Annotated in this window: 19 protein-coding genes; 16 read left to right on the top strand and 3 right to left on the bottom strand. The window is 71.0% G+C overall.

The window, feature by feature from the left end; all coding sequences use genetic code 11:
* Window positions 1-60 precede the first annotated feature (60 nt).
* Window positions 61-2,448 (bottom strand): TonB-dependent receptor, encoded by a 2,388-nt coding sequence (locus tag ABS41_RS08045; RefSeq protein WP_290592707.1) that lies wholly within the window; start codon window positions 2,446-2,448, stop codon window positions 61-63.
* 150 nt (window positions 2,449-2,598) lie between these two features.
* Between ABS41_RS08045 and ABS41_RS08040 the strand changes: the two genes are divergently transcribed.
* Complete coding sequence (locus tag ABS41_RS08040) at window positions 2,599-4,128, top strand: FAD-binding domain-containing protein (protein ID WP_290592705.1); 1,530 nt, start codon at window positions 2,599-2,601, stop codon at window positions 4,126-4,128.
* On the opposite strand, the gene ybaL is transcribed toward ABS41_RS08040, so the two are convergent.
* Window positions 4,129-5,817 carry a YbaL family putative K(+) efflux transporter gene (gene ybaL / locus ABS41_RS08035; RefSeq protein ID WP_290592703.1) on the bottom strand — a complete coding sequence of 563 codons (1,689 nt, stop codon included), beginning with the start codon at window positions 5,815-5,817 and terminating at the stop codon, window positions 4,129-4,131.
* 57 nt (window positions 5,818-5,874) lie between these two features.
* On the opposite strand from ybaL, the gene ABS41_RS08030 reads away from it, so the two are divergent.
* Genes ABS41_RS08030 through ABS41_RS08020 form a run of 3 tightly spaced genes read left to right on the top strand, consistent with a single transcriptional unit; the run spans window position 5,875 to window position 8,838 of the window.
* On the top strand, window positions 5,875-7,749 hold the full coding sequence (locus ABS41_RS08030) for an ABC-F family ATP-binding cassette domain-containing protein (RefSeq protein ID WP_290592701.1): 1,875 nt from the start codon (window positions 5,875-5,877) through the stop codon (window positions 7,747-7,749).
* A 59-nt stretch (window positions 7,750-7,808) separates the two neighbouring features.
* Window positions 7,809-8,096, top strand: coding sequence for a zinc ribbon domain-containing protein (locus tag ABS41_RS08025; protein ID WP_290592699.1), 288 nt, complete (start codon window positions 7,809-7,811; stop codon window positions 8,094-8,096).
* 58 nt (window positions 8,097-8,154) lie between these two features.
* Window positions 8,155-8,838, top strand: a complete 684-nt coding sequence (locus ABS41_RS08020; RefSeq protein ID WP_290592697.1) for a hypothetical protein — start codon at window positions 8,155-8,157, stop codon at window positions 8,836-8,838.
* A gap of 6 nt (window positions 8,839-8,844) precedes the next feature.
* Here the strand turns inward: ABS41_RS08020 and ABS41_RS08015 are convergent, their stop codons facing one another.
* Entirely contained in the window at window positions 8,845-9,573 is a 729-nt protein-coding gene (locus tag ABS41_RS08015; protein WP_290592695.1) for a DUF3011 domain-containing protein, read from the bottom strand.
* 147 nt (window positions 9,574-9,720) lie between these two features.
* Between ABS41_RS08015 and aspS the strand changes: the two genes are divergently transcribed.
* The 12 genes from aspS (at window position 9,721) to tolB (ending at window position 19,547) form a co-directional block, all read left to right on the top strand.
* The gene (gene aspS / locus ABS41_RS08010; protein WP_290592692.1) at window positions 9,721-11,490 is read left to right on the top strand and encodes an aspartate--tRNA ligase; all 1,770 of its coding nucleotides are present in this window, start codon (window positions 9,721-9,723) and stop codon (window positions 11,488-11,490) included.
* Window positions 11,491-11,493: 3 nt separating this feature from the next.
* Window positions 11,494-12,018 carry a GNAT family N-acetyltransferase gene (locus tag ABS41_RS08005; RefSeq protein ID WP_290592691.1) on the top strand — a complete coding sequence of 175 codons (525 nt, stop codon included), beginning with the start codon at window positions 11,494-11,496 and terminating at the stop codon, window positions 12,016-12,018.
* A 10-nt stretch (window positions 12,019-12,028) separates the two neighbouring features.
* Window positions 12,029-12,658, top strand: coding sequence for an alpha/beta hydrolase (locus tag ABS41_RS08000; RefSeq protein ID WP_290592689.1), 630 nt, complete (start codon window positions 12,029-12,031; stop codon window positions 12,656-12,658).
* Between the two features lie 64 nt (window positions 12,659-12,722).
* Window positions 12,723-13,454, top strand: a complete 732-nt coding sequence (locus ABS41_RS07995) for a YebC/PmpR family DNA-binding transcriptional regulator (RefSeq protein WP_290592687.1) — start codon at window positions 12,723-12,725, stop codon at window positions 13,452-13,454.
* Window positions 13,451-13,978, top strand: coding sequence for a crossover junction endodeoxyribonuclease RuvC (gene ruvC, locus ABS41_RS07990; RefSeq protein ID WP_290592685.1), 528 nt, complete (start codon window positions 13,451-13,453; stop codon window positions 13,976-13,978). Before ABS41_RS07995 ends, ruvC begins: the two co-directional genes overlap by 4 nt.
* Complete coding sequence (gene ruvA / locus ABS41_RS07985; protein ID WP_290592683.1) at window positions 13,975-14,571, top strand: Holliday junction branch migration protein RuvA; 597 nt, start codon at window positions 13,975-13,977, stop codon at window positions 14,569-14,571. Before ruvC ends, ruvA begins: the two co-directional genes overlap by 4 nt.
* A gap of 24 nt (window positions 14,572-14,595) precedes the next feature.
* Window positions 14,596-15,633, top strand: a complete 1,038-nt coding sequence (ruvB, locus tag ABS41_RS07980; protein WP_290592681.1) for a Holliday junction branch migration DNA helicase RuvB — start codon at window positions 14,596-14,598, stop codon at window positions 15,631-15,633.
* On the top strand, window positions 15,630-16,043 hold the full coding sequence (gene ybgC / locus ABS41_RS07975) for a tol-pal system-associated acyl-CoA thioesterase (RefSeq protein WP_290592679.1): 414 nt from the start codon (window positions 15,630-15,632) through the stop codon (window positions 16,041-16,043). The genes ruvB and ybgC overlap by 4 nt, the downstream gene beginning before the upstream one ends.
* Entirely contained in the window at window positions 16,043-16,813 is a 771-nt protein-coding gene (gene tolQ / locus ABS41_RS07970; protein WP_290592677.1) for a protein TolQ, read from the top strand. Before ybgC ends, tolQ begins: the two co-directional genes overlap by 1 nt.
* 46 nt (window positions 16,814-16,859) lie before the next feature.
* On the top strand, window positions 16,860-17,297 hold the full coding sequence (tolR, locus tag ABS41_RS07965) for a protein TolR (RefSeq protein WP_290592675.1): 438 nt from the start codon (window positions 16,860-16,862) through the stop codon (window positions 17,295-17,297).
* Window positions 17,287-18,237 (top strand): protein TolA, encoded by a 951-nt coding sequence (locus ABS41_RS07960; RefSeq protein WP_290592673.1) that lies wholly within the window; start codon window positions 17,287-17,289, stop codon window positions 18,235-18,237. Before tolR ends, ABS41_RS07960 begins: the two co-directional genes overlap by 11 nt.
* Window positions 18,234-19,547 (top strand): Tol-Pal system beta propeller repeat protein TolB, encoded by a 1,314-nt coding sequence (gene tolB / locus ABS41_RS07955; RefSeq protein WP_290592671.1) that lies wholly within the window; start codon window positions 18,234-18,236, stop codon window positions 19,545-19,547. The genes ABS41_RS07960 and tolB overlap by 4 nt, the downstream gene beginning before the upstream one ends.
* Window positions 19,548-19,567 lie beyond the last annotated feature (20 nt).

Raw genomic sequence — 19,567 nt, 5'->3', positions numbered from 1 at the left:
GCCCCGGGAAGGGCGGGAGGGACCGAAGTCCCTCCCGCCAGTCGCAGCGCCGGATCGCTTTTACCAGCTGTACTTGGCGTTGGCGTACAGGTAGGCGCCGTTGAAGCCGAACGGCGAGCTGCCGCTGTAGGGCAGCTGGCCACTGGTGCTGTTGGCGAAGAGCACCTCGTCGGGATAGCTGTCGAGCACGTTGTCGGCGCCGAGGGTGAAGGCCCAGCTGCCAAGCTTGTAGGTGCCCGACAAGTCCAGCGTCCACTCGGCGCCGTAGGTCTGGTCGCGCGAGGTGTCGGCCGGGTTGTTGCCGAACAGCACCGTGAACTCGCCGTAGCGCGTGGCATTGGCCGCCAGGCTCCAGTTGCCCACGTTGTACACGCCCCCGAGCTGGAACTTGTCGCGCGGCGAACCGACTTCGAAGCGACCCAGCTCGACGCGGCCGAACCGCAGGGCGGTCGGGTCGATGGCGTTGAGCGCGGCCGGATTGGCGGCGATGCGGTCGATCTCGGTCTTGTTGTAGTTGTAGCCCAGGGTCAGGTCGAGCTGGCTGTTCTCGAGCTGCCAGGCATAGGTGCCCACCACGTCGACGCCGCGGGTGGTGGTGTCGATGGCGTTGGTGAAGTAGCGGCCGCCGCCGACGCCCGGGAAGCCGTTGGCATTGAGGAAGTTGCGCACGGCGGTGCTGGTGAGGTTCTCCGAGAGCGTGATGCGGTCGTCCACCTCGATCTGGTAGGCGTCGATGGTGACGTACAGCCCGTCGGCCGGCTGCAGCACCAGGCCCAGGCTGATGTTGGTGGATTCCTCGGGGCGCAGCGGCTCGGCGCCCAGCGCGATCGCGGCCGGGTTGGTGACGCGGAAGGTGACGATGTCGAAGGGCACGCCGCCGATGAAGTTGGTGGCGGTGGACTGGAAGAACTGCTGCTGCAGCGACGGCGCGCGGAAGCCGGTGGAGACCGTCGCGCGCAGCGCAACCGTCTCGCTGAACGCGTAGCGCGACGAGAGCTTCCAGTTCGAGGTGGTGCCGAAGTCGCTGTAGTCCTCGTAGCGGGCGGCGACACCCAGCGAGAGCTGCTCGGTCACGTCGCCCTCGAGGCCGGCGTAGAGCGAGACGTTCTGGCGGTCGAAGTTGCCGCCGTCCGAGGGCTTGAAGCCCGGGAACACCTGCGAGCCAGGCAGGTTGGCGAAAGTGCCAAGCGCGTAGGAGAGCGGCTCGCCGGGGCCTTGCCTGAAGGCGTCCTGGCGCCACTCAAGACCGTAGGACAGGGTCACCGGATAGGCCATGCCCCAGTCGAGCTGGTTGCTCAGGTCCACGTTGAAGACGTCCTGCTCCACGCCAAGCAGGCCGGCGTAGAACTCGGTTGGCGAGGTCGGGCCCAGGCTGCGGTTGAGCGTGTTGAGGATGTCGAAGGTCAGCTCGTTGCTGCCGTAGGTGTAGCTGACGTCCACGCTGGTGCCGTTGGCCATCGTGCCGCGCACGCCGACGCCCAGGTGCTTGTCGGTGGAGACGTTGTTGATCTGCGGCAGGAAGCCGTTGGGGTAGATCGACGGGATGTTGCGGGCGTCGCCGGCGGGGCGGAAGAAGCCGTTCGACAGCGAATCGCGCTCGGTGTAGATGCCGGTGCTGTAGATCGAGAAGGTGTCGCTGAACGCGACCTCGCCGTTGTAGGTGAACGAGCCGAACTCCACGGCCGGGTCACCCTGGCGCTGGACCACCACGCCCAGCGGCGGCGTGGTGGGCGAGGGCGTGCCGATGAAGGGGCGGGCGCGGTTGGTTTGCTCCTGGTCGCCGACCTGGGCCGAGAAGTGGATGAACCCGTCCTCGCCGATCGCGAAACCGGCATCGGCGCCGAACTGGCTGATCGCGCCGTCGCCGGCGCTGTACTGGCCATGGCGCGCGTTGAGGCTGCCGCCGGAGCGGCTGCCCTTGAGCACGATGTTGATGACGCCTGCGATGGCATCCGAACCGTACTGGGCCGAGGCGCCGTCGCGCAGCACTTCCACGCGCTCGATGGCCGACATCGGGATGGTGTTGAGGTCGACCGGCGAGGAGCTGCGGCCCTGGGAGCCGTTGACGTTCACCAGCGAGCCGCTGTGGTAGCGCTTGCCGTTCACCAGCACCAGGACGTGGTCGGGCGACAGGCCGCGCAGCTGGGCCGGGCGCACGGCGTCGGTACCGTCGTTGATCGCCGGGCGCGGGAAATTGAGCGAGGGCAGGGCGCGCGCGAGCGCCGTGGCCAGCTCGGGCGTACCGGTCGCCGTCAGGGCTTCCACGGTCAGGATGTCGATGGGCGCCAGTGATTCGGCCGCGGTCCGGTCGGCGACGCGGGTGCCGGTGACGATGATCGAGTCGAGCACCTTCGTTTCTGCGCCTTCCTCCTGCGGGGTGGACTGGGCGTGTACGGGGGCCGTGGCGAGCGCGGCCAGCAGCGCGAGGGAAAGCGGGTTGCGGCGCATCCGGAATCTCCTGCAGGTGGGTTGAACCTCGTAACTACCACGCCGGCCGCGCCGATGCCAGCGCCCGGCCCGGCGATGCCCGTGCGCCATGTGAAGGCGGCCGGGGCGGCCTTCACGGTGCCCGGACGGAGGCACCGCGACCCTTGGTCGATGTCTCTGCAGGTCGTGTGGTTCAAACGGGACCTTCGCGTGGTCGACCATGCCCCGTTGGTCGAAGCGGCGGCGCGCGGGTCGGTGCTTCCGCTGTACGTGGCCGAGCCGGCGTACTGGCGACTGCCCGATACCAGCGGCCGGCAGTGGGAGGCCATCGCCGACGGCCTGCGTGAGTTGCGCGAGGACCTGGCGCGCCTGGGCCAGCCGCTGGTGATGCGCACGGGCGACGTGGTGCAGGTGCTGGAGCAGCTTCGAAAGCGCCACGGCATCGCCGGCCTGTGGTCGCACGAGGAAACCGGCAACGGCTGGACTTACGACCGCGACCGTCGCGTGGCCGCCTGGGCCCGCGGCCACGGCATCGAATGGCGCGAAACGCCCAGCGGCGGCGTCGTGCGCCGACTGCGCAGCCGCGATCGCTGGGCGACGCAGTGGGAAGCGCGGATGGCGCCGGCGTCGCTCGATCCGCCTGCGCTGGCGCCCTTGACCGGCGTCGAGCCGGGCGCCATTCCCACCTCCACCGACCTGGGCATTCCCGACGACCCCTGCCCCGGTCGCCAGCGCGGCGGCCGACGCCGCGGCGAACGTGCGCTGCAGACCTTCCTCGGCGGCCGCGGCACCGGCTACCTGCGCGGCATGAGCAGCCCGCTATCGGCGGAAACCCGCTGTTCGCGCTTCTCGGTCGCGCTGGCGACCGGAACGCTGTCGCTGCGCGAGGTGGTGCACGCGGTGCGCGCGGCTCGCGAGGCGGCCGGCCCGGTGCCGGCGCGCGACCTGGCCTCGCTGGAGAAGCGCCTGCACTGGCACTGCCATTTCATCCAGAAGCTCGAAAGCGAGCCGCAGATCGAGTTCCGCAACGTCCACCGCGGCTTCGACGGTCTGCGCGAAGACCAGTTCAACCGCGAGTGGTTCGAGGCCTGGCGGCAGGCCCGCACCGGCTGGCCCTTCGTCGACGCCTGCCTGCGCGCGCTGCAGGCCAACGGCTGGATCAACTTCCGCATGCGGGCGATGCTGGTTTCGATCGCCAGCTACCACCTGTGGCTGCACTGGCCCGGGCCGGCGCAGCAGCTCGCGCGCTGGTTCACCGACTACGAGCCGGGCATCCACTACCCGCAGGTGCAGATGCAGGCGGGCGTCACCGGCATCAACATCCCGCGCATGTACAACCCGGTCAAGCAGAGCCAGGACCAGGATCCGCGCGGCGAGTTCATCCGCCGCTGGCTGCCCGAGCTCGAGGGCGTGCCCGACGACTGGATCCACACCCCGTGGCTGATGGGCGGCGCCCGGCAGCGCGCCGCCGGCCTGCGCCTGGGCGAGACCTACCCGCTGCCGGTGCGCGACCACGAACAGGCCGCACGCGAGGCCCGCGCCAAGCTCACCGCCTGGAAGCGCGCCTACGTCGAGCGCGAGGAAAGCCGCCGCGTCTTCGTCAAGCACGGCAGCCGCGCGCGCCAGCCCAACCGAAAGCGCCGCAACAACGCGCCCGCCGCGCCCGTCGCCCCCGCCACCGGCCAGGGCGAACTGTTCTGATCAGGCGGGGCGGTGGCGGAAGGGTGGGGCGGAGAGGGCCATCTCGGCCATCGAGTGGGCCAGCTCCTTCTCGGCCAGCACCGCGCCGTCGGCGCCGTTCTTGAGCAGGTGCCGCACTTCGACGTCGCTGTGCGCGCGCGCCAGGATGGTCATTTCCGGCCGGCGCTCGCGCAGGCGGGCGATGACTTCGCCGGCTTCCAGCGCCTGCGGGATGGCCAGCACCAGCAGGCTGGCCCGGTCCGGCGCGGCCTCCTCGAGCACGCGGGCATTGGCGGCGTTGCCGCGGATGGCCGCGAAGCCTTCGTCGCGGGCGCGCTGCACCAGGTCGATGTCGTCGTCGATCACCACCAGCGGCACGGCGCGTTCGCGCAGCAGGCGGGCGATTTCGCTGCCCACGCGGCCGAAGCCCACCAGGATGGCGTGCTCGCCCTCGGGCAGCGGCGGGCCGACCCAGGCCGGCGGCTCCTGCGCCACCGCCTCGCCCTGGGCCTCGGCGCGCGCAAGCCGGCGCGCCTGCCAGGCGTCGAGCCAGCCGAAGATCAGCGGGTTGGCCATGATCGACAGCAGCGCACCGGCCAGCACCAGGTCGCGGCCCTCGGGCGGCAGGATCGCCAGCGACACGCCCAGCCCGGCCAGGATGAAGGAGAACTCGCCGATCTGCGCCAGGCTGGCGGAGATCGTCAGCGCCGTCTCGTTCGGATGCCCGAAGGCGCGCACGATCAGGTAAGCCGCCACCGACTTGCCCAGCACGATGATCAGGAAGGTCGCCAGCACCGGCAGGGGCTGCTCGACGACGATCATCGGGTCGAACAGCATGCCCACCGACACGAAGAACAGCACCGCGAAGGCGTCGCGCAGCGGCAGCGAATCGCTCGCCGCCTTGTGGCTCAGGTCGCCGCTGAGCAGCATGCCGGCGAAGAAGGCGCCCAGCGCGAACGACACGCCAAAGAGCTTGGCCGAGCCGAAGGCCACGCCCAGCGCGATCGCCAGCACCGACAGCGTGAACAGCTCGCGCGAGCCCAGGCCCGCCACGCGCTCGAGCATCCACGGGATCACGCGCTTGCCCACGAGCAGCATCACCGCCACGAAGGCCGACACCTTGAGCAAGGTGATGCCCAGCGAGGCCAGCACCGGGCCCGCGCCCTGTCCCTCGCTGCGGCCACCCAGCGCCTCGGCCAGCGCCGGCAGCAGCACCAGGGCCACCACCATCACCAGGTCCTCGACGATCAGCCAGCCCACCGCGATCTTGCCGCGGCGCGTGTCGAGCAGGCGCCGGTCCTCCATCGCCCGCAGCAGCACCACGGTGCTGGCCACCGACAGCGCCAGGCCGAAGACGATGCCCTGCATCGTCGGCCAGCCCAGGAACCAGGCCAGGCCCCAGCCCAGCACGGTGGCCACGGTGATCTGGACGATGGCGCCGGGGATGGCGATGGATTTGACGTCGAGCAGGTCCTCGACCGAGAAGTGCAGGCCGACGCCGAACATCAGCAGGATCACGCCGATCTCCGACAGCTCCATGGCCAGTTCCATGTCGGCCACGAAGCCCGGCGTGAACGGCCCCACCAGGATGCCGGCCACCAGGTAACCCACGATCGGGGACAGCCGCAGCCTCTGCGCCACCGTGCCGAACACGAAGGCGAGCACGAGGCCCACGGCCAGCAGGGCGATCAGCGGGGTGTCATGGGGCATGCGGGGTCCTCGGGGGGCAGGCTGATAGACTAACCGACCTTTCCTGAAACGCCCGTCATGATCGCCTTCCGCAACTTCGCCCTGCGCCGCGGGGAACGCCTGCTCCTTTCGCAGGTGGACCTGGCCCTGCACGCCGGCTGGCGGGTGGGCGTGATCGGCCGCAACGGCTGCGGCAAGTCGAGCCTGTTCGCCGCCATCCTGGGCGAGGTCGAGGCCGACCAGGGCGACATCGACCTGCCGGGCAAGGTGCGCATCGCCTGGGTGGCCCAGGAAACCCCCTCGCTGCCCGACCCGGCCATCGACTTCGTGCTCTCGGGCGACGTCGAGGTGCACGCCGTGCTGCAGGCCGAGGCCGCGGCCACCGCCGCCGAGGACTGGGATGCCGTGGCGGAGGCGCACCAGAAGCTGGCCGAGATCAACGGCTACGACGCCACCGCCCGCGCCGGCCGACTGCTGCACGGCCTGGGCTTCCCGCCCGAGACCCACGGCAAGCCGGTGTCCGATTTCTCCGGCGGCTGGCGCGTGCGCCTGAACCTGGCGCGGGCGCTGATGATGCCCTCCGACCTGCTGCTGCTCGACGAGCCCACCAACCACCTCGACCTCGACGCCGTGCTGTGGCTCGAGCAGTGGCTGCTCAAGTACCCCGGCACGCTGCTGATGATCTCGCACGACCGCGAGTTCCTCGACGGCCTGAGCACCCACACCCTGCACCTGCACGAAGGCCGCGCCAAGCTCTACACCGGCGACTACACCAGCTTCGAGCGCCAGCGCGCCGAGCACCTGCGCCTGCAGCAGATCGCCCACGAGAAGGAGCAGGCCGAGCGCGAGCACCTGCAGAAGTTCATCGACCGCTTCAAGGCCAAGGCCAGCAAGGCCAAGCAGGCCCAGAGCCGCATGAAGCGCCTGGCCAAGCTGCAGGGCACGGAGGCGGTGCGCGCCGAGCGAAGCTTCCGCATCCAGTTCGCCGAGCCGGCGCGGCTGCCGCACTCGCTCATCCGCCTCAACCATGTCGACGCGGGTTACGGCACCGACGCGCGGATCCTGCACGACGTCGGCTTCGGCCTGGAGGCCGGCGACCGCGTCGGCCTGCTCGGCCCCAACGGCGCCGGCAAGTCCACCCTGGTCAAGACGCTCGTGGCCGAGCTGCCGCTGCTGGCCGGCGAGCGCGTGGCGCACCCGGACCTGCGCATCGGCTATTTCGCCCAGCACACCGTCGAGAGCCTGCACGAGGGCCAGAGCCCGCTGTGGCACCTCAAGCAGCTCGCGCCCAACGCCGGCGAGCAGCCGCTGCGCAACTACCTCGGGCGCTGGAACTTCGTCGGCGACCGCGCCTTCGAGAGTGTCGACGGCTTCTCCGGCGGCGAGCGCGCGCGCCTGGCGCTGGCGATGATCGCCTACCTCGAGCCCAACGTGCTGCTGCTCGACGAGCCCACCAACCACCTCGACCTCGACATGCGCGAGGCCCTTGCCGAGGCCCTGGCCGATTTCCCCGGCGCCATCGTGCTGGTCTCGCACGACCGCCACCTGATCGGCCTGGTCTGCGAGACCTTCTGGCGCGTGGCCGACGGCCACGTCGAGGAGTTCAACGGCGACCTCGACGAGTACGCCGCCTGGCTGCGCGCCCGCGGCAACGAACCCCGGGCGCCCAAGCCGGTCGCGCCGGCCCCGGCGCCCAAGCCCGTGGCCCGCCCGGCGCGCAGCAAGCACGAGGTCGACCAGGCCGCGCGCCGCGCCCGCCAGCTCGAGGCCCGCGTGGCCGAACTGGCGGCCGAACTGGCCAAGGTCGAGAGCCAGCTCGCCGACCCGGCCATCTACGGCAACGACGGCGGCATCGAGGTCGCCCAGCTCGGCCAGCGCCAGGAAAAACTGGCCGCCGAGAAGGACAAGCTCGAAGCCGAGTGGCTGGCCCAGCTCGAGATCGCCGAGGCTTGAACAACCCGCCGGGCGGCCCCACGTCGGCCCGGTCCCACCGCACCACCCGGAACTCCGCCATGCCCATCTACGCCTTCGAGTGCACCGCCTGCGGCCACGCCTTCGACCGGCTCCAGAAGCTGTCCGACGCCGACCCCACCGACTGCCCCGCCTGCGGCCAGCCGCAGGTGCGCCGCCAGGTGACCGCGCCCAGCTTCCGCCTCGCCGGCGGCGGCTGGTACGAGACCGACTTCAAGAAGGATGGCGACAAGAAGAAGAACCTGGCCGATGGCGGCGGCGACAAGCCCAAGGCCGACGCCCCCGCGGCGCCGGCGGCCAAGCCGGCCGAGACCAAGAGCGCGGGCTGAGTCCGGTCCGGCGGGGCCGGGCCTTGCCCGGCCGGTTGCCCGCGACTAGGGTGGGGCCATGAAGACACCCACCCTGAGCCTGATCGCCTCGTCCCTGCTGCTGGCCGCCTGCTCGGCCCCGCAGGCCCCGTCCGCACCTGCGGCTCCGGTCGCCCCCGAGGCGCCGGCCACCGTGGCCGAGCCCGCGGCTGGAGCCGACCAGGTTGCCCCGGCCGATGCTTTTCTGGCCGCCATCGACAGCCACTGCGGCCAGGCTTTCGCCGGCCGGGTGCTGGTGGACGAGCCCGCCCAGCCCGACAACAACGCCTTCGCCGGCCAGGCCCTGGTGATGCACGTGCGCGAGTGCGGCACGGCGGAAATCCGCATCCCCTTCCACGTCGGCGAAGACCGCTCGCGCACCTGGGTGCTCACCCGCACCGCCGGTGGCCTGCGCCTGAAGCACGACCACCGCCACGCCGACGGCAGCGACGACCCGGTGACGATGTACGGCGGCGACACCGCCAGCGCCGGCACGGCCCTGCGCCAGGAGTTCCCGGTGGACGCCGAATCGATCGCGATGTTCGAGCGCGAGGGCCTGCCGGCCTCGGTCACCAACACCTGGGCCATGGAAATCGAGCCCGGCAAGCGTTTCCTCTATGAACTCTCGCGGCCCGGCGGCCGCCTCTTCCAGGTCGAGTTCGACCTCACGGCGCCGGTGGATGCGCCCCCGCCGCCCTGGGGCAGCGGGGACGAGACGCCCTGAGCCGGCTCAGCGGCGCCCGAAGCGGGCGCGGCAGCCGTTGTCGACCCAGATCTGGCCGGTGCGGTAGCCCCAGTCGCGGCCTTCGCTGCACGAGGACTTCGAGAGGCGCTCGATCAGCTGCGGCCGGCCCTCGCGGGCGTTCCAGGCGCAGGTGGTGTAGCGGTCGCCGATGCTCGAACAGGTGACCGTGTAGCCGCTCGGGTTGCCCCAGCGCTGGTCCTCGGCGAAGCGGCCTCGGCAGCCCTTGTTCACCCAGATCACGCCGCGGCGGTTGCCCCAGTTCTGGTTCTCGATGCAGCGGGTCTTGGAGATGTTTTCGACCAGCCGCGCCTGGCCGCGGAAGGGCTTGCTGCACTCGGCGTAGCGGTCCTTGATGCTCGAGCAGATGACCGAACTCTGCTGCCAGTCCGGCGGGCGCCCCCAGCCGCCGCCCGGCGGGCGGTTGCCGCCCTGGCCGTGGCCCAGCGAGCGGGCCATGTCGGCCTTGATGCGGCTGAAGGTCCAGCCCGACTCGATCTGGTCGAGGTAGAACTCGAGCTGGTCGTCGGGCAGGCGGCGGCCACCGGACTGCTCGGCGTACTCCTTCTCCAGCACCCGGATCCGCTCGGACACGCGCAGCTGGCGCAGGTCCTCCGGGGCGTAGGCGCGGGCGCCCGCCTGCGCCTGGGCGGGCGCGGCGGGCAGGGTGAAGGCGGCGGCTGCCGCAAGGCAGAACATCAGCACTAGTCGATGCATGGCTCCCCTCCGGGGCTTGGGTCCGGTGCGCCGACTATATGCCCGGGCGCGGCCGCCGGGGTGAAGCCGCCCCGGCCGGCGCCGATTTGCTGGCCATGCCCGCCAAGCCCTACCATTACGGGCTTTTTCGCGAATTCCGGAGCCCCCATGCGCAGCCATTTCTGCGGCCTCGTGGACCAGTCCATGATTGGCCAGACCGTCACCCTTTGCGGCTGGGCCGACGTCGCCCGCGACCTGGGCGGCGTGTGCTTCATCGACCTGCGCGACCACGAGGGCATCGTCCAGGTGGTGGCCGAGCCGTCCGACGCCGAAGGCAATGCCGCCGTGGTCAAGGCCGCCGCCGCGGTCGGCTACGAGGACTGCCTGCGCATCACCGGCGTGGTGCGCAAGCGCCATTCGGTGAACGAGCGCATCCGCACCGGCCAGGTGGAAGTGGTGGCCACGGCCATCGAGGTGCTCAACAAGGCCGAGCCGCTGCCCTTCCACGCGCACGAGAACGCCGGCGAGGACATCCGCCTCAAGTACCGCTACCTCGACCTGCGCCGCCCCGAGATGCAGAAGATGATGCGCACGCGCATCAAGCTCGTGCAGGCGCTGCGCCGCTGGCTGGACGCGCGCGGCTTCCAGGACATCGAGACGCCCATCCTCACCAAGGCCACGCCCGAGGGCGCGCGCGACTTCCTGGTCCCGGCGCGCATGCATCCGGGCGAGTTCTACGCGCTGCCGCAGTCGCCGCAGCTGTTCAAGCAGATCCTGATGGTGGCCGGCTTCGACCGCTACTACCAGATCGCCCGCTGCTTCCGCGACGAGGCCCTGCGCGCCGACCGCCAGCTCGAGTTCACCCAGCTCGACATGGAGTTCGCCTGGGTGCGCGAGCGAGACGTGCAGGACGCCGTCGAGGGCATGATCCGCGAGGTGTTCAAGGAAGTGATCGGCGTCGAACTGGCCGATCCGTTCCCGCGCATGACCTACGAAGAGGCCATGCGCCGCTACGGTTCGGACAAGCCCGACCTGCGCAACCCGCTCGAGCTGGTGGACGTCGCCGAACTGGTGAAGGGCTGCGAATTCAAGGTGTTCGCCGACGCCGCCAACGACGCCTTCGGCCGCGTCGCCGCGCTGCGCATCCCGGGCGGCGCCTCGCTCTCGCGCAAGCAGATCGACGAGTACGCCGCCCACGCGGCCAAGTTCGGCGCCAAGGGCCTGGCCTACGCCAAGATCGACGAGGCCGGCGTGGTCAATTCGCCGGTGTCGAAGTTCTTTTCCGAAGACGCCTTCGCGGCGCTGCTGGCCCACGTCGGCGCCGGCAAGGGCGACATGGTGTTCTTCGGCGCCGGCGCCTGGAACAAGGTCAGCGACTTCATGGGCGCCGTGCGCCTGAAGGCCGGCAAGGACTTCCACCTGGTGGCCGATGGCTGGAAGCCGCTGTGGGTCACCGACTTCCCGATGTTCGAGTGGGACGAGGAAGAGCAGCGCTACGTCGCGCTGCACCACCCGTTCACCGCGCCGGCCGTGGACGACATCGCCGACCTCAAGGCCAACGCCCGCATCGCCGTCTCGCGCGGTTACGACATGGTGCTCAACGGCAACGAGATCGGCGGTGGCTCCATCCGCATCCATCGCCCCGACATGCAGAGCGCGGTGTTCGAACTACTGGGCATCGGCGCCGAGGAGGCCGAGGCCAAGTTCGGCTTCCTGCTCGACGCGCTGCGCTACGGCGCGCCGCCGCATGGCGGCATCGCCTTCGGCATCGACCGCATCGCGGCGCTGATGGCCGGCACCGAGTCCATCCGCGACGTCATCGCCTTCCCCAAGACCACCACGGCCCAGTGCCCGATGACCGGTGCGCCCTCGCCGGTGCCGGACGCGCAGCTGGCCGAGGTGCACGTCTCGGTGCGCCCCAGGCCCGACAAGGCCTGAGCCATGGCGCCGCGCATCCGTCGAGCCACGCCGGCGGATGCCGGGGCGCTGGCGGCGCTGGCCGAGGCCAGCTTCGTGGAGGCCTTCGGCCACCTGTATCCGCCGGAAGACCTCGAGGCCTTCCTGCGCGGGGCCTACACCGTCGAACGCCAGCGCGAGGTGCTTGGATCGCCCGACGAAGCCGTGTGGCTGCTCGAGGACGACGGTGCGGCCGTGGGCTACGTCCACGCCGGCCCCTGCGGCCTGCCCAACCCGGCGGTGGCGCCGGCCGACGGCGAGGTCAAGCGCATGTACGTGCTGGCCTCGCACCAGTCCGGCGGCTGGGGCGGCCGGCTGATGGACCTTGCCGAGCAGTGGCTGCTCGCGGGCGGCGCGCCGGCGATCTGGATTGGCGTGTGGTCGGGCAACCACGGCGCCCAGCGCGTCTACGCCCGTCGAGGCTACGTGCAGGTGGGCGAGCACACTTTCCCGGTGGGCCGGGTCATCGACCGCGAATTCACCCTGCGGCGCGGGCCCGCGCTGGCCTAGACTGAGGCGCATGCCCACGCCCTCCGGTCCCCGCGTCATCCTGCTGCACGGTGTGTGGATGCGCGGCCTGACGCTGTGGCCGCTGGCCCGGCGCCTGCGCGGATTCGGCTACCGGGCCGAAGTCTTCGACTACGCCAGCCTCTGGCACGGCCCCGCGCCCAGCGTCGACCGCCTCGCGGCGCGGCTGATGGCGAGCGGCGACGGCCCGGTGCACCTGGTCGGGCACAGCTTGGGGGGCCTGGTGGCCCTGGAAACGGTGGCGAGTTACGCCGGCCTGCCGCCGGGCCGGGTGCTGTGCCTGGGTTCGCCGCTGGCCGGGTCGGGCGCGGCGCGCGGGCTGGCGCAGCGCCACCTGGGCTTCTGGCTCGGCCGCAGCGCCACGCTGCTCAAGGCCGGGCTGCACGCGCTGCCGCCGGGGCGCGAGGTGGGCGTGATCGCCGGCAGCCACGGCGTCGGCCTGGGCCGGCTGTTCGGCGGCTTCGACGGCCTCAACGACGGCACCGTGGCAGTGTGGGAAACCCGTCTGCCGGGCCTGGCCGACCACCGCGTGGTGCCGGCCAGCCACACCGGCCTGCTGCTCGACCGCCGCACCGCCGACCTGGCCGCCGGCTTCCTGCGCGACGGCCGCTTCCCGGCCTGAGCGGGCGGGGCACCGGCGCCCCGTATAATCATCGCTTCGACAAACGCACGATGACGGGTTCCCCATGGGCAGATTGATGGCCATCGAAGGGCGCAAGAACGCCCAGGATGCCAAGCGCGGCAAGGTCTTCACCAAGATCATCCGCGAGATTTCCACCGCGGCGCGGCTCGGCGGCGGCGACCCCAAGGCCAACCCGCGCCTGCGCCTGGCGGTGGACAAGGGCCTGGCGGTGAACATGTCGCGCGACGTGATCGAGCGCGCCATCAAGAAGGCCACCGGCGAGCTCGAGGGCGTGAGCTACGAGGAAATCCGCTACGAGGGCTACGCGCCCGGCGGCGTCGCCGTCATCGTCGAATGCCTCACCGACAACAAGGTGCGCACCGTGGCCGACGTGCGCCACGCCTTCAACAAGTGCGGCGGCAACCTGGGCACCGACGGCTCGGTGGCCTTCATGTTCCGCAAGCTCGGCGTGCTCAGCTTCGGCCCGGGCAGCAGCGAGGACGCGCTCACCGAGGCGGCCATCGAGGCCGGCGCCGACGACGTGGCCAGTTATCCCGAGGACGGCGTCATCGAGGTGCTGACCTCGCCCGAGGCCTTCGAGGCGGTCAAGGCGGCGATGGTCGCGGCCGGCCACCAGCCGATCCAGGCCGAGGTGACCATGCGCGCCGACAACGACATCCGGGTCGAGGGTGACACGGCGCTGCAGGTGCGCAAGATGCTCGACATGCTCGAGGACCTCGACGACGTGCAGGACGTCTACCACAACGCCGACCTGGGCGACGCGGCCTACGCGTGACCCGCATCCTCGGCATCGACCCCGGCTCGCAGCGCACCGGCATCGGCCTGGTGGACGTGGACGCGGCCGGCAAATGCCGCTACGTGCATTGCCAGGCGATCAACCTGCTGCAGGACACCGACGACTTCCCGGCGCGGCTGGGCAAGCTGGTGTTCGACCTCGAGGACGTGCTGTCGGAGTGGAAGCCGTCGGTGGTGGCGATCGAGTCGGTGTTCATGGACAAGTCCGCCACCTCGGCGCTCAAGCTCGGGCACGCCCGCGGCGCCGCCATCGCCACCGTGGTGCGGCACGGACTGCAGGTGCATGAATACGCGCCGCGCCTGATCAAGCAGTCGCTGGTCGGCGGCGGCGCCGCCGACAAGGCCCAGGTGCAGCACATGGTGCGCCTGCTGCTGAACCTGGGCGAGCAGAAGCTGCAGGCCGACGCCGCCGATGCGCTGGCCGTGGCCCTGACCCACGCGCACATGAGCGCCACCGCCGGCCGCACCGGCCTGGCCACCGCCTTGCTGAGGAGACGCCGATGATCGGCCGCCTGAAGGGAATCCTGGTCTACAAGTCGCCGCCGCAGCTGATGGTGGACGTGGGCGGCGTCGGCTACGAGCTCTCGGCCCCGATGAGCACCTTCTACGACCTGCCCGAGGTGGGCCGCGAGGTGGTGCTGAGCACGCACTACGCGGTGAAGGAAGACGGCGTGGCGCTGTACGGCTTCCTCACCGAGGCCGAGCGCCGGCTGTTCCGCGAGGTGCAGAAGGTGACCGGCGTGGGCGCCAAGATCGCCCTGGCGGTGCTCTCGGGCGCCAGCGTGGACGAGTTCGCGCGCCTGGTGCAGTCGGGCGACGTGACCGCGCTGTGCCGCATCCCCGGCATCGGCAAGAAGACCGCCGAGCGCATGGTGGTGGAACTGCGCGACCGTGCCGCCGATTTCGCCGGCGGCGCCGCCGTGCTGGCCGGCCCGGGCGCCGGCGTGCCCGCCGACCCGGCCGCCGAGGCCTCGGTGGCCCTGCAGCAACTGGGCTACAAGCCCGCCGAAGTCCAGAAGATGCTCAGGCAGGCCGCCCCCGGCGACAGCGCCGAGGACATCATCCGCAAGGCCCTGCGCTCGGTCCTCAAGGGCTGACCGAACCCTGCCATAATCGCGGGCATGGAAGACACCCGCGTCATCGCCCCTGGCGCCACCCGCGAAGACGACCTGGCCGAGGCCAGCATCCGGCCCAAGCGGCTGGACGACTACCTGGGCCAGCAGCCGGTCCGCGAGCAGCTCAAGATCGCCATCGAAGCGGCCAAGGGCCGCGCCGAGGCCATGGACCACGTGCTCATCTTCGGCCCGCCCGGCCTGGGCAAGACCACGCTCAGCCACGTCATCGCCAACGAGCTGGGCGTGAACCTGCGCCAGACCTCGGGCCCGGTGATCGAACGCGCCGGCGACCTGGCCGCGCTGCTCACCAACCTGCAGCCGCACGACGTGCTGTTCGTCGACGAGATCCACCGCCTCTCGCCCGTGGTCGAGGAAGTCCTGTACCCGGCGATGGAAGACTTCCAGATCGACATCATGATCGGCGAGGGCCCCGCGGCCCGCTCGATCAAGCTCGACCTGCCGCCCTTCACGCTCATCGGCGCCACCACCCGCGCCGGCTTGCTGACCGCGCCGCTGCGCGACCGCTTCGGCATCGTCCAGCGCCTGGAGTTCTATTCGCCCGAGGAGCTTACCCGCATCGTGCGCCGCAGCGCCGAGATCCTGGGCATCGAATGCGCGCCGGAGGGCGCCGGCGAAATCGCCCGTCGCTCGCGCGGCACGCCGCGCATCGCCAACCGCCTGCTGCGCCGCGTGCGCGACTTCGCCCAGGTGCGCGCCGGCGGCGTCATCACCCGCGAGGTGGCCGACCAGGCCATGGCCATGCTCAAGGTCGACGCCGAGGGCTTCGACCAGCTCGACCGGCGCATGCTGCAGATGATCATCGAGAACTTCGAGGGCGGCCCGGTCGGCGTCGAGTCGCTGGCGGCGGCCCTGAGCGAGGAGCGCGGCACCCTCGAGGACGTCATCGAGCCCTACCTGATCCAGCAGGGCTACCTCGTGCGTTCGGCCCGCGGCCGCATGGCCACGCACAAGGCCTACACCCACCTGGGGCTCAAGGCCCCCCGCAGGACCCCGGCGCCCGACGATCTGTTCGAGCAGCCATGAAGCCCGCGTTCAGCTTCCCGATAAGGGTCTATTGGGAGGATACCGATGCCGGCGGGGTGGTCTACCACGCCAGCTACCTGCGCTTCCTGGAACGTGCCCGCACCGAATGGCTCCGCGCCCTCGGGGCCGGGCAGCAGGAACTGCGGGAGCGCGACGACATCGTCCTGGTGGTTCGCGGCATGGCCCTGGAGTTCCACCGGCCGGCGCGGCTGGACGATGAACTGCAGGCCAGCGTCACCCTGCTCGAACGCAGGCGCGCCAGCCTGCAGTTCGCGCAGCAAATCACGCGGGGCGACGAGGTGCTGGTGGACGCGAAGGTTCGCGCCGCCTGCCTGGTCGCCTCGAGCTTCAAACCGCGAGCGCTGCCCGGGTGGCTGTTCGCGGACCACACTTCACCGGAGTCCCCCTGATGCCTTCCGCCCTTGCCCTGATCCTCGCCGCCGCCCCGGTGACCGAGCTGCCGCCGGAAACGGCCGTGGCCGCCGTCGAGGCCGCCGCCAGCGGCGGGGAGCTCAACTACCTGCAGCTGATGCTGCACGCCAGCCTGCCGGTGCAGCTGATCGTCCTGCTCATGCTGGCCGGCTCGCTGCTGAGCTGGGTGATCATCTTCCGCAAGAACCGCGTGTTCTCGCAGGCCAATCAGGAGGCCGACGAGTTCGAGGACCGCTTCTGGTCCGGCGCCGACCTGACCCAGCTCTACCGCGCCGCCACCGACCGCAATCGCGTGGTCTCGGGCCTGGAGGCCATCTTCGAGGCCGGCTTCCGAGAGTACGCCCGCCTGCGCCAGAAGAAGGGCGTGGACGGCCGCACCCAGCTCGAGGGCGCCCAGCGCGCCATGCGCGCCACCTACGCCCGCGAGGTCGACCGCCTCGAGCACAACCTCGAGCTGCTGGCCAACATCGGCTCCACCGCGCCCTACGTGGGCCTGGTGGGCACCGTGTTCGGCATCATGGTGACCATGCACGGCCTGTCCACCACGGAAAGCGCCAGCATCGCCGCCGTCGCCCCGGGCATCTCCGAGGCGCTGTTCGCCACCGCCATCGGCCTGTTCGTGGCCATCCCGGCGGTGTGGGCCTACAACCGCTTCGCCACCCGGGTCGAGCGGCTGAGCGTGCGCTACGAAACCTTCGCCGAGGAGTTCTCCTCGATCCTGCAGCGCCAGTCCCACGTCGAGGAGTGAGCGGGCCAACCCCGTTCCCCCCGACCCGACGTTGAGAGCAGACGCCATGTCCGCCACCATCACCCGCCGCCACAAGCGCAAGCTCAAGGCCGACATCAACGTCGTCCCGTACATCGACGTCATGCTGGTGCTGCTGATCATCTTCATGGTCACCGCGCCGCTGCTCAGCCTGGGCGTGGACGTCGAGCTGCCGCAGGCGCGCGCCAAGCAGATCGAGCAGAAGAAGGACCCGGTGGTCGTCACCGTCGACGCCAGCGGCGCCTACAAGCTCAAGCTCGAGTCCGCCGACGCCGAGCCGGTGGACGCGGCCACGCTGCAGGCCAAGGTGGCCGCCTTCGTGCGCCAGAACCCCGACGTGCCGGTGTTCGTCGCCGGCGCCCGCGACGCCGAGTACGCCCTGGTGTTCGACACGATGGTGCTGCTGCAGCAGTCCGGCGTGCCGCGCGTGGGCCTGATGGGGCAGCCGCCCGCCAATGCACGCTGAGGCCATCCGCCAGCACGGAGCGGAGGAGGACCTGGGCGGGCCGGTGCTGATGGCGCTGGCCCTGCACCTGGGCATCGCGCTGTTGCTGTTGGTCGCCGGCTGGCTGCAGCCCCCGCCCAAGCAGATCTCCGTGGCCGGCCCGGTGCTCGATGCGATGCTGGTGGTGTCGGCCTCCGACATCGCCGCCGCCGAGCAGACCGCCGAGGCCGCGCCGCAGCCGGCCCGCCGCGCCGAAATCGAGGCCGCGCCGCCGCCGCAGCCGATGCCGGCCCCGCGCCCGCAGGACGCCCCGCGCGAGGCCCAGCCGGCCCCGCAGGCACCGATCCCCAAGCCCGACACCCGCGAGCTCGAGGCCGCCGCCCGGCTGGCGCTCGAGCAGGAGCAGGCCCGCGAGCGCGAGGAGCAGGAAGCCCGCAAGCGCCAGGAACAGATCGACCTGACCGAGCGCAAGCGCCAGGAAGAGGTCGAGGAGCGCCAGCGCCTGCGCCGCCAGGAGCTCGAGGCCCTGCGCGCCGAACGCGAAGCCGCCGAGCGCCGCGCCAAGCTGGAGGAAGCGCGCCTGCGCCAGCTGGCCGACCGCCAGGCCACCCCGGCCCCGGCGGCCCAGCCGACGCAGGCCCCGGCCCAGGTTTCCGGCGGCAACAACGGCACGGACACCGACCTGGCCGCCCGCTACGCCCTGGCCATGCTGCAGACCGCCCAGAACAACTGGAACCGCGTGCTGGCGCCCGAGCGCACCCGCTGTCAGGTTGAGTTCACGCAAATCCCGGGCGGGGAGGTTATTGATGTTGCGTTCCTTGCCTGCCCGTTCGACGCCCAGGGCCGCGAATCGGTCGAGCGCGCGCTGCGCCGCACGCCGATGCCCTACGAAGAGTTCAAGTCCGTGTTCCGCCGCAAAGTCCAGCTGACGTTCTGCTACCCCGAAGAGGCCTGCCGATGAGTCGTATCCTTACCTTCCTGGCGCTCGCGCTGTTGCTCCCCTTCGGCCAGGCCCGCGCCCAGCAGGCCTTGGACATCGGCGTGGTGACCGGCACCGAGGGCGCCCTGCCCATCGCCGTGGTGCCCATGCCCTACCTGGGCACCTCGGTGGCACCCGACACCGACATCGCCGCGGTCATCCGCGCCGACCTCAACCGCTCGGGCCAGTTCCGCGCCCTGGCCGAGCAGGATGTGATCGAGAAGCCCATCCGCGGCAGCGAGATCAAGTTCCCCACCTGGCGCGTGCTGCGCCAGGACTTCGTGGTGGTCGGCCGCGTGCTCGACAACCCGGACGGCGGTTACCGCGTCGAGTACGAGCTGTGGGACGTGGCCAAGCAGGAGCGCCTGCTGGGCCTGGCGGTCGGCGGCCGCGCCCGCGGCATGCGCGACGTGGCGCACCAGATCGCCGACCAGATCTACGAGAAGATCCTCGGCGTGCGCGGCGCCTTCTGGACCCGCATCGCCTACGTGACCGCCAACGGCGTCGGCGGCAACATCCAGTACACCCTGATGATCGCCGACTCCGACGGCTTCAACCCGCAGACCGTGGTGCGCTCGCCCGAGCCGCTGCTGTCGCCGGCCTGGAGTCCGGACGGCCGCAAGCTGGCCTACGTCAGCTTCGAGCGCGGCAACTCGACCATCTACATCCAGGAAATCGCCACCGGCGCCCGCGAGGTCGTGGCCAGTTTCCGGGGCATCAATGGCGCCCCGGCCTTCTCGCCGGACGGCCGCCGGCTGGCCCTGACCCTGTCCAAGTCGGGCAACCCCGAGATCTACGTGATGGACCTGGCCAGCAAGCAGCTGACCCAGATCACCCGCCACTGGGGCATCGACACCGAGGCGGTCTGGAGCGCCGACGGCCAGACCCTGGTCTTCACCTCCGACCGGGCCGGCAAGCCCCAGCTCTACCAGGTGCCGGCCGCCGGGGGCGAGGCGACCCGCCTGAGCTTCCAGGGCGATTCCAACGCAAAGGCCAGTATTTCCTTTGACGGCAAGAAGATAGCTATGGCGCAGGGCAATGGAAACGTTTATCGTATTGCCGTTCTTGACCGCAGCTTTGGCGGGGCGGGGCGCTGGCAGACGCTGTCGCCGGGCAACCTCGACGAGTCGCCTAGCTTTGCCCCCAACGCCAGCATGCTGCTGTACGCCACCAAGGAAGGTTCCCGTGGCGTGCTGTACGCCGTGTCGGCGGATGGCCGCGTGAGACAGCGTTTGGTTTTGGCCGATGGTGACGTCCGGGAGCCCGCCTGGTCACCTTACAGGCAGAGGTAACCGCAGGACGGGCCGTTAGC

Source organism: Arenimonas sp. SCN 70-307, from assembly GCF_001724815.1.
GTDB lineage: Bacteria > Pseudomonadota > Gammaproteobacteria > Xanthomonadales > Xanthomonadaceae > Arenimonas.
The sequence above is the reverse complement of the archived record's forward strand: the minus strand, read 5'-3'. Positions and strand labels throughout refer to the sequence as shown.

Excerpts from the sequence above, each read along its gene's own strand:
- ABS41_RS07960 (WP_290592673.1), top strand. The coding sequence starts at position 17,287 with ATGCACGCTGAGGCCATCCGCCAGCACGGAGCGGAGGAGGACCTGGGC.
- tolB (WP_290592671.1), top strand. The coding sequence starts at position 18,234 with ATGAGTCGTATCCTTACCTTCCTGGCGCTCGCGCTGTTGCTCCCCTTC.
- ABS41_RS08045 (WP_290592707.1), bottom strand. The coding sequence starts at position 2,448 with ATGCGCCGCAACCCGCTTTCCCTCGCGCTGCTGGCCGCGCTCGCCACG.
- ABS41_RS08025 (WP_290592699.1), top strand. The coding sequence starts at position 7,809 with ATGCCCATCTACGCCTTCGAGTGCACCGCCTGCGGCCACGCCTTCGAC.
- ABS41_RS08030 (WP_290592701.1), top strand. The coding sequence starts at position 5,875 with ATGATCGCCTTCCGCAACTTCGCCCTGCGCCGCGGGGAACGCCTGCTC.
- ybgC (WP_290592679.1), top strand. The coding sequence starts at position 15,630 with ATGAAGCCCGCGTTCAGCTTCCCGATAAGGGTCTATTGGGAGGATACC.
- ABS41_RS08040 (WP_290592705.1), top strand. The coding sequence starts at position 2,599 with ATGTCTCTGCAGGTCGTGTGGTTCAAACGGGACCTTCGCGTGGTCGAC.
- ABS41_RS08005 (WP_290592691.1), top strand. The coding sequence starts at position 11,494 with ATGGCGCCGCGCATCCGTCGAGCCACGCCGGCGGATGCCGGGGCGCTG.
- ruvB (WP_290592681.1), top strand. The coding sequence starts at position 14,596 with ATGGAAGACACCCGCGTCATCGCCCCTGGCGCCACCCGCGAAGACGAC.
- ABS41_RS08015 (WP_290592695.1), bottom strand. The coding sequence starts at position 9,573 with ATGCATCGACTAGTGCTGATGTTCTGCCTTGCGGCAGCCGCCGCCTTC.
- aspS (WP_290592692.1), top strand. The coding sequence starts at position 9,721 with ATGCGCAGCCATTTCTGCGGCCTCGTGGACCAGTCCATGATTGGCCAG.
- ABS41_RS08000 (WP_290592689.1), top strand. The coding sequence starts at position 12,029 with ATGCCCACGCCCTCCGGTCCCCGCGTCATCCTGCTGCACGGTGTGTGG.
- ruvA (WP_290592683.1), top strand. The coding sequence starts at position 13,975 with ATGATCGGCCGCCTGAAGGGAATCCTGGTCTACAAGTCGCCGCCGCAG.
- tolQ (WP_290592677.1), top strand. The coding sequence starts at position 16,043 with ATGCCTTCCGCCCTTGCCCTGATCCTCGCCGCCGCCCCGGTGACCGAG.
- ABS41_RS08020 (WP_290592697.1), top strand. The coding sequence starts at position 8,155 with ATGAAGACACCCACCCTGAGCCTGATCGCCTCGTCCCTGCTGCTGGCC.
- tolR (WP_290592675.1), top strand. The coding sequence starts at position 16,860 with ATGTCCGCCACCATCACCCGCCGCCACAAGCGCAAGCTCAAGGCCGAC.
- ABS41_RS07995 (WP_290592687.1), top strand. The coding sequence starts at position 12,723 with ATGGGCAGATTGATGGCCATCGAAGGGCGCAAGAACGCCCAGGATGCC.
- ybaL (WP_290592703.1), bottom strand. The coding sequence starts at position 5,817 with ATGCCCCATGACACCCCGCTGATCGCCCTGCTGGCCGTGGGCCTCGTG.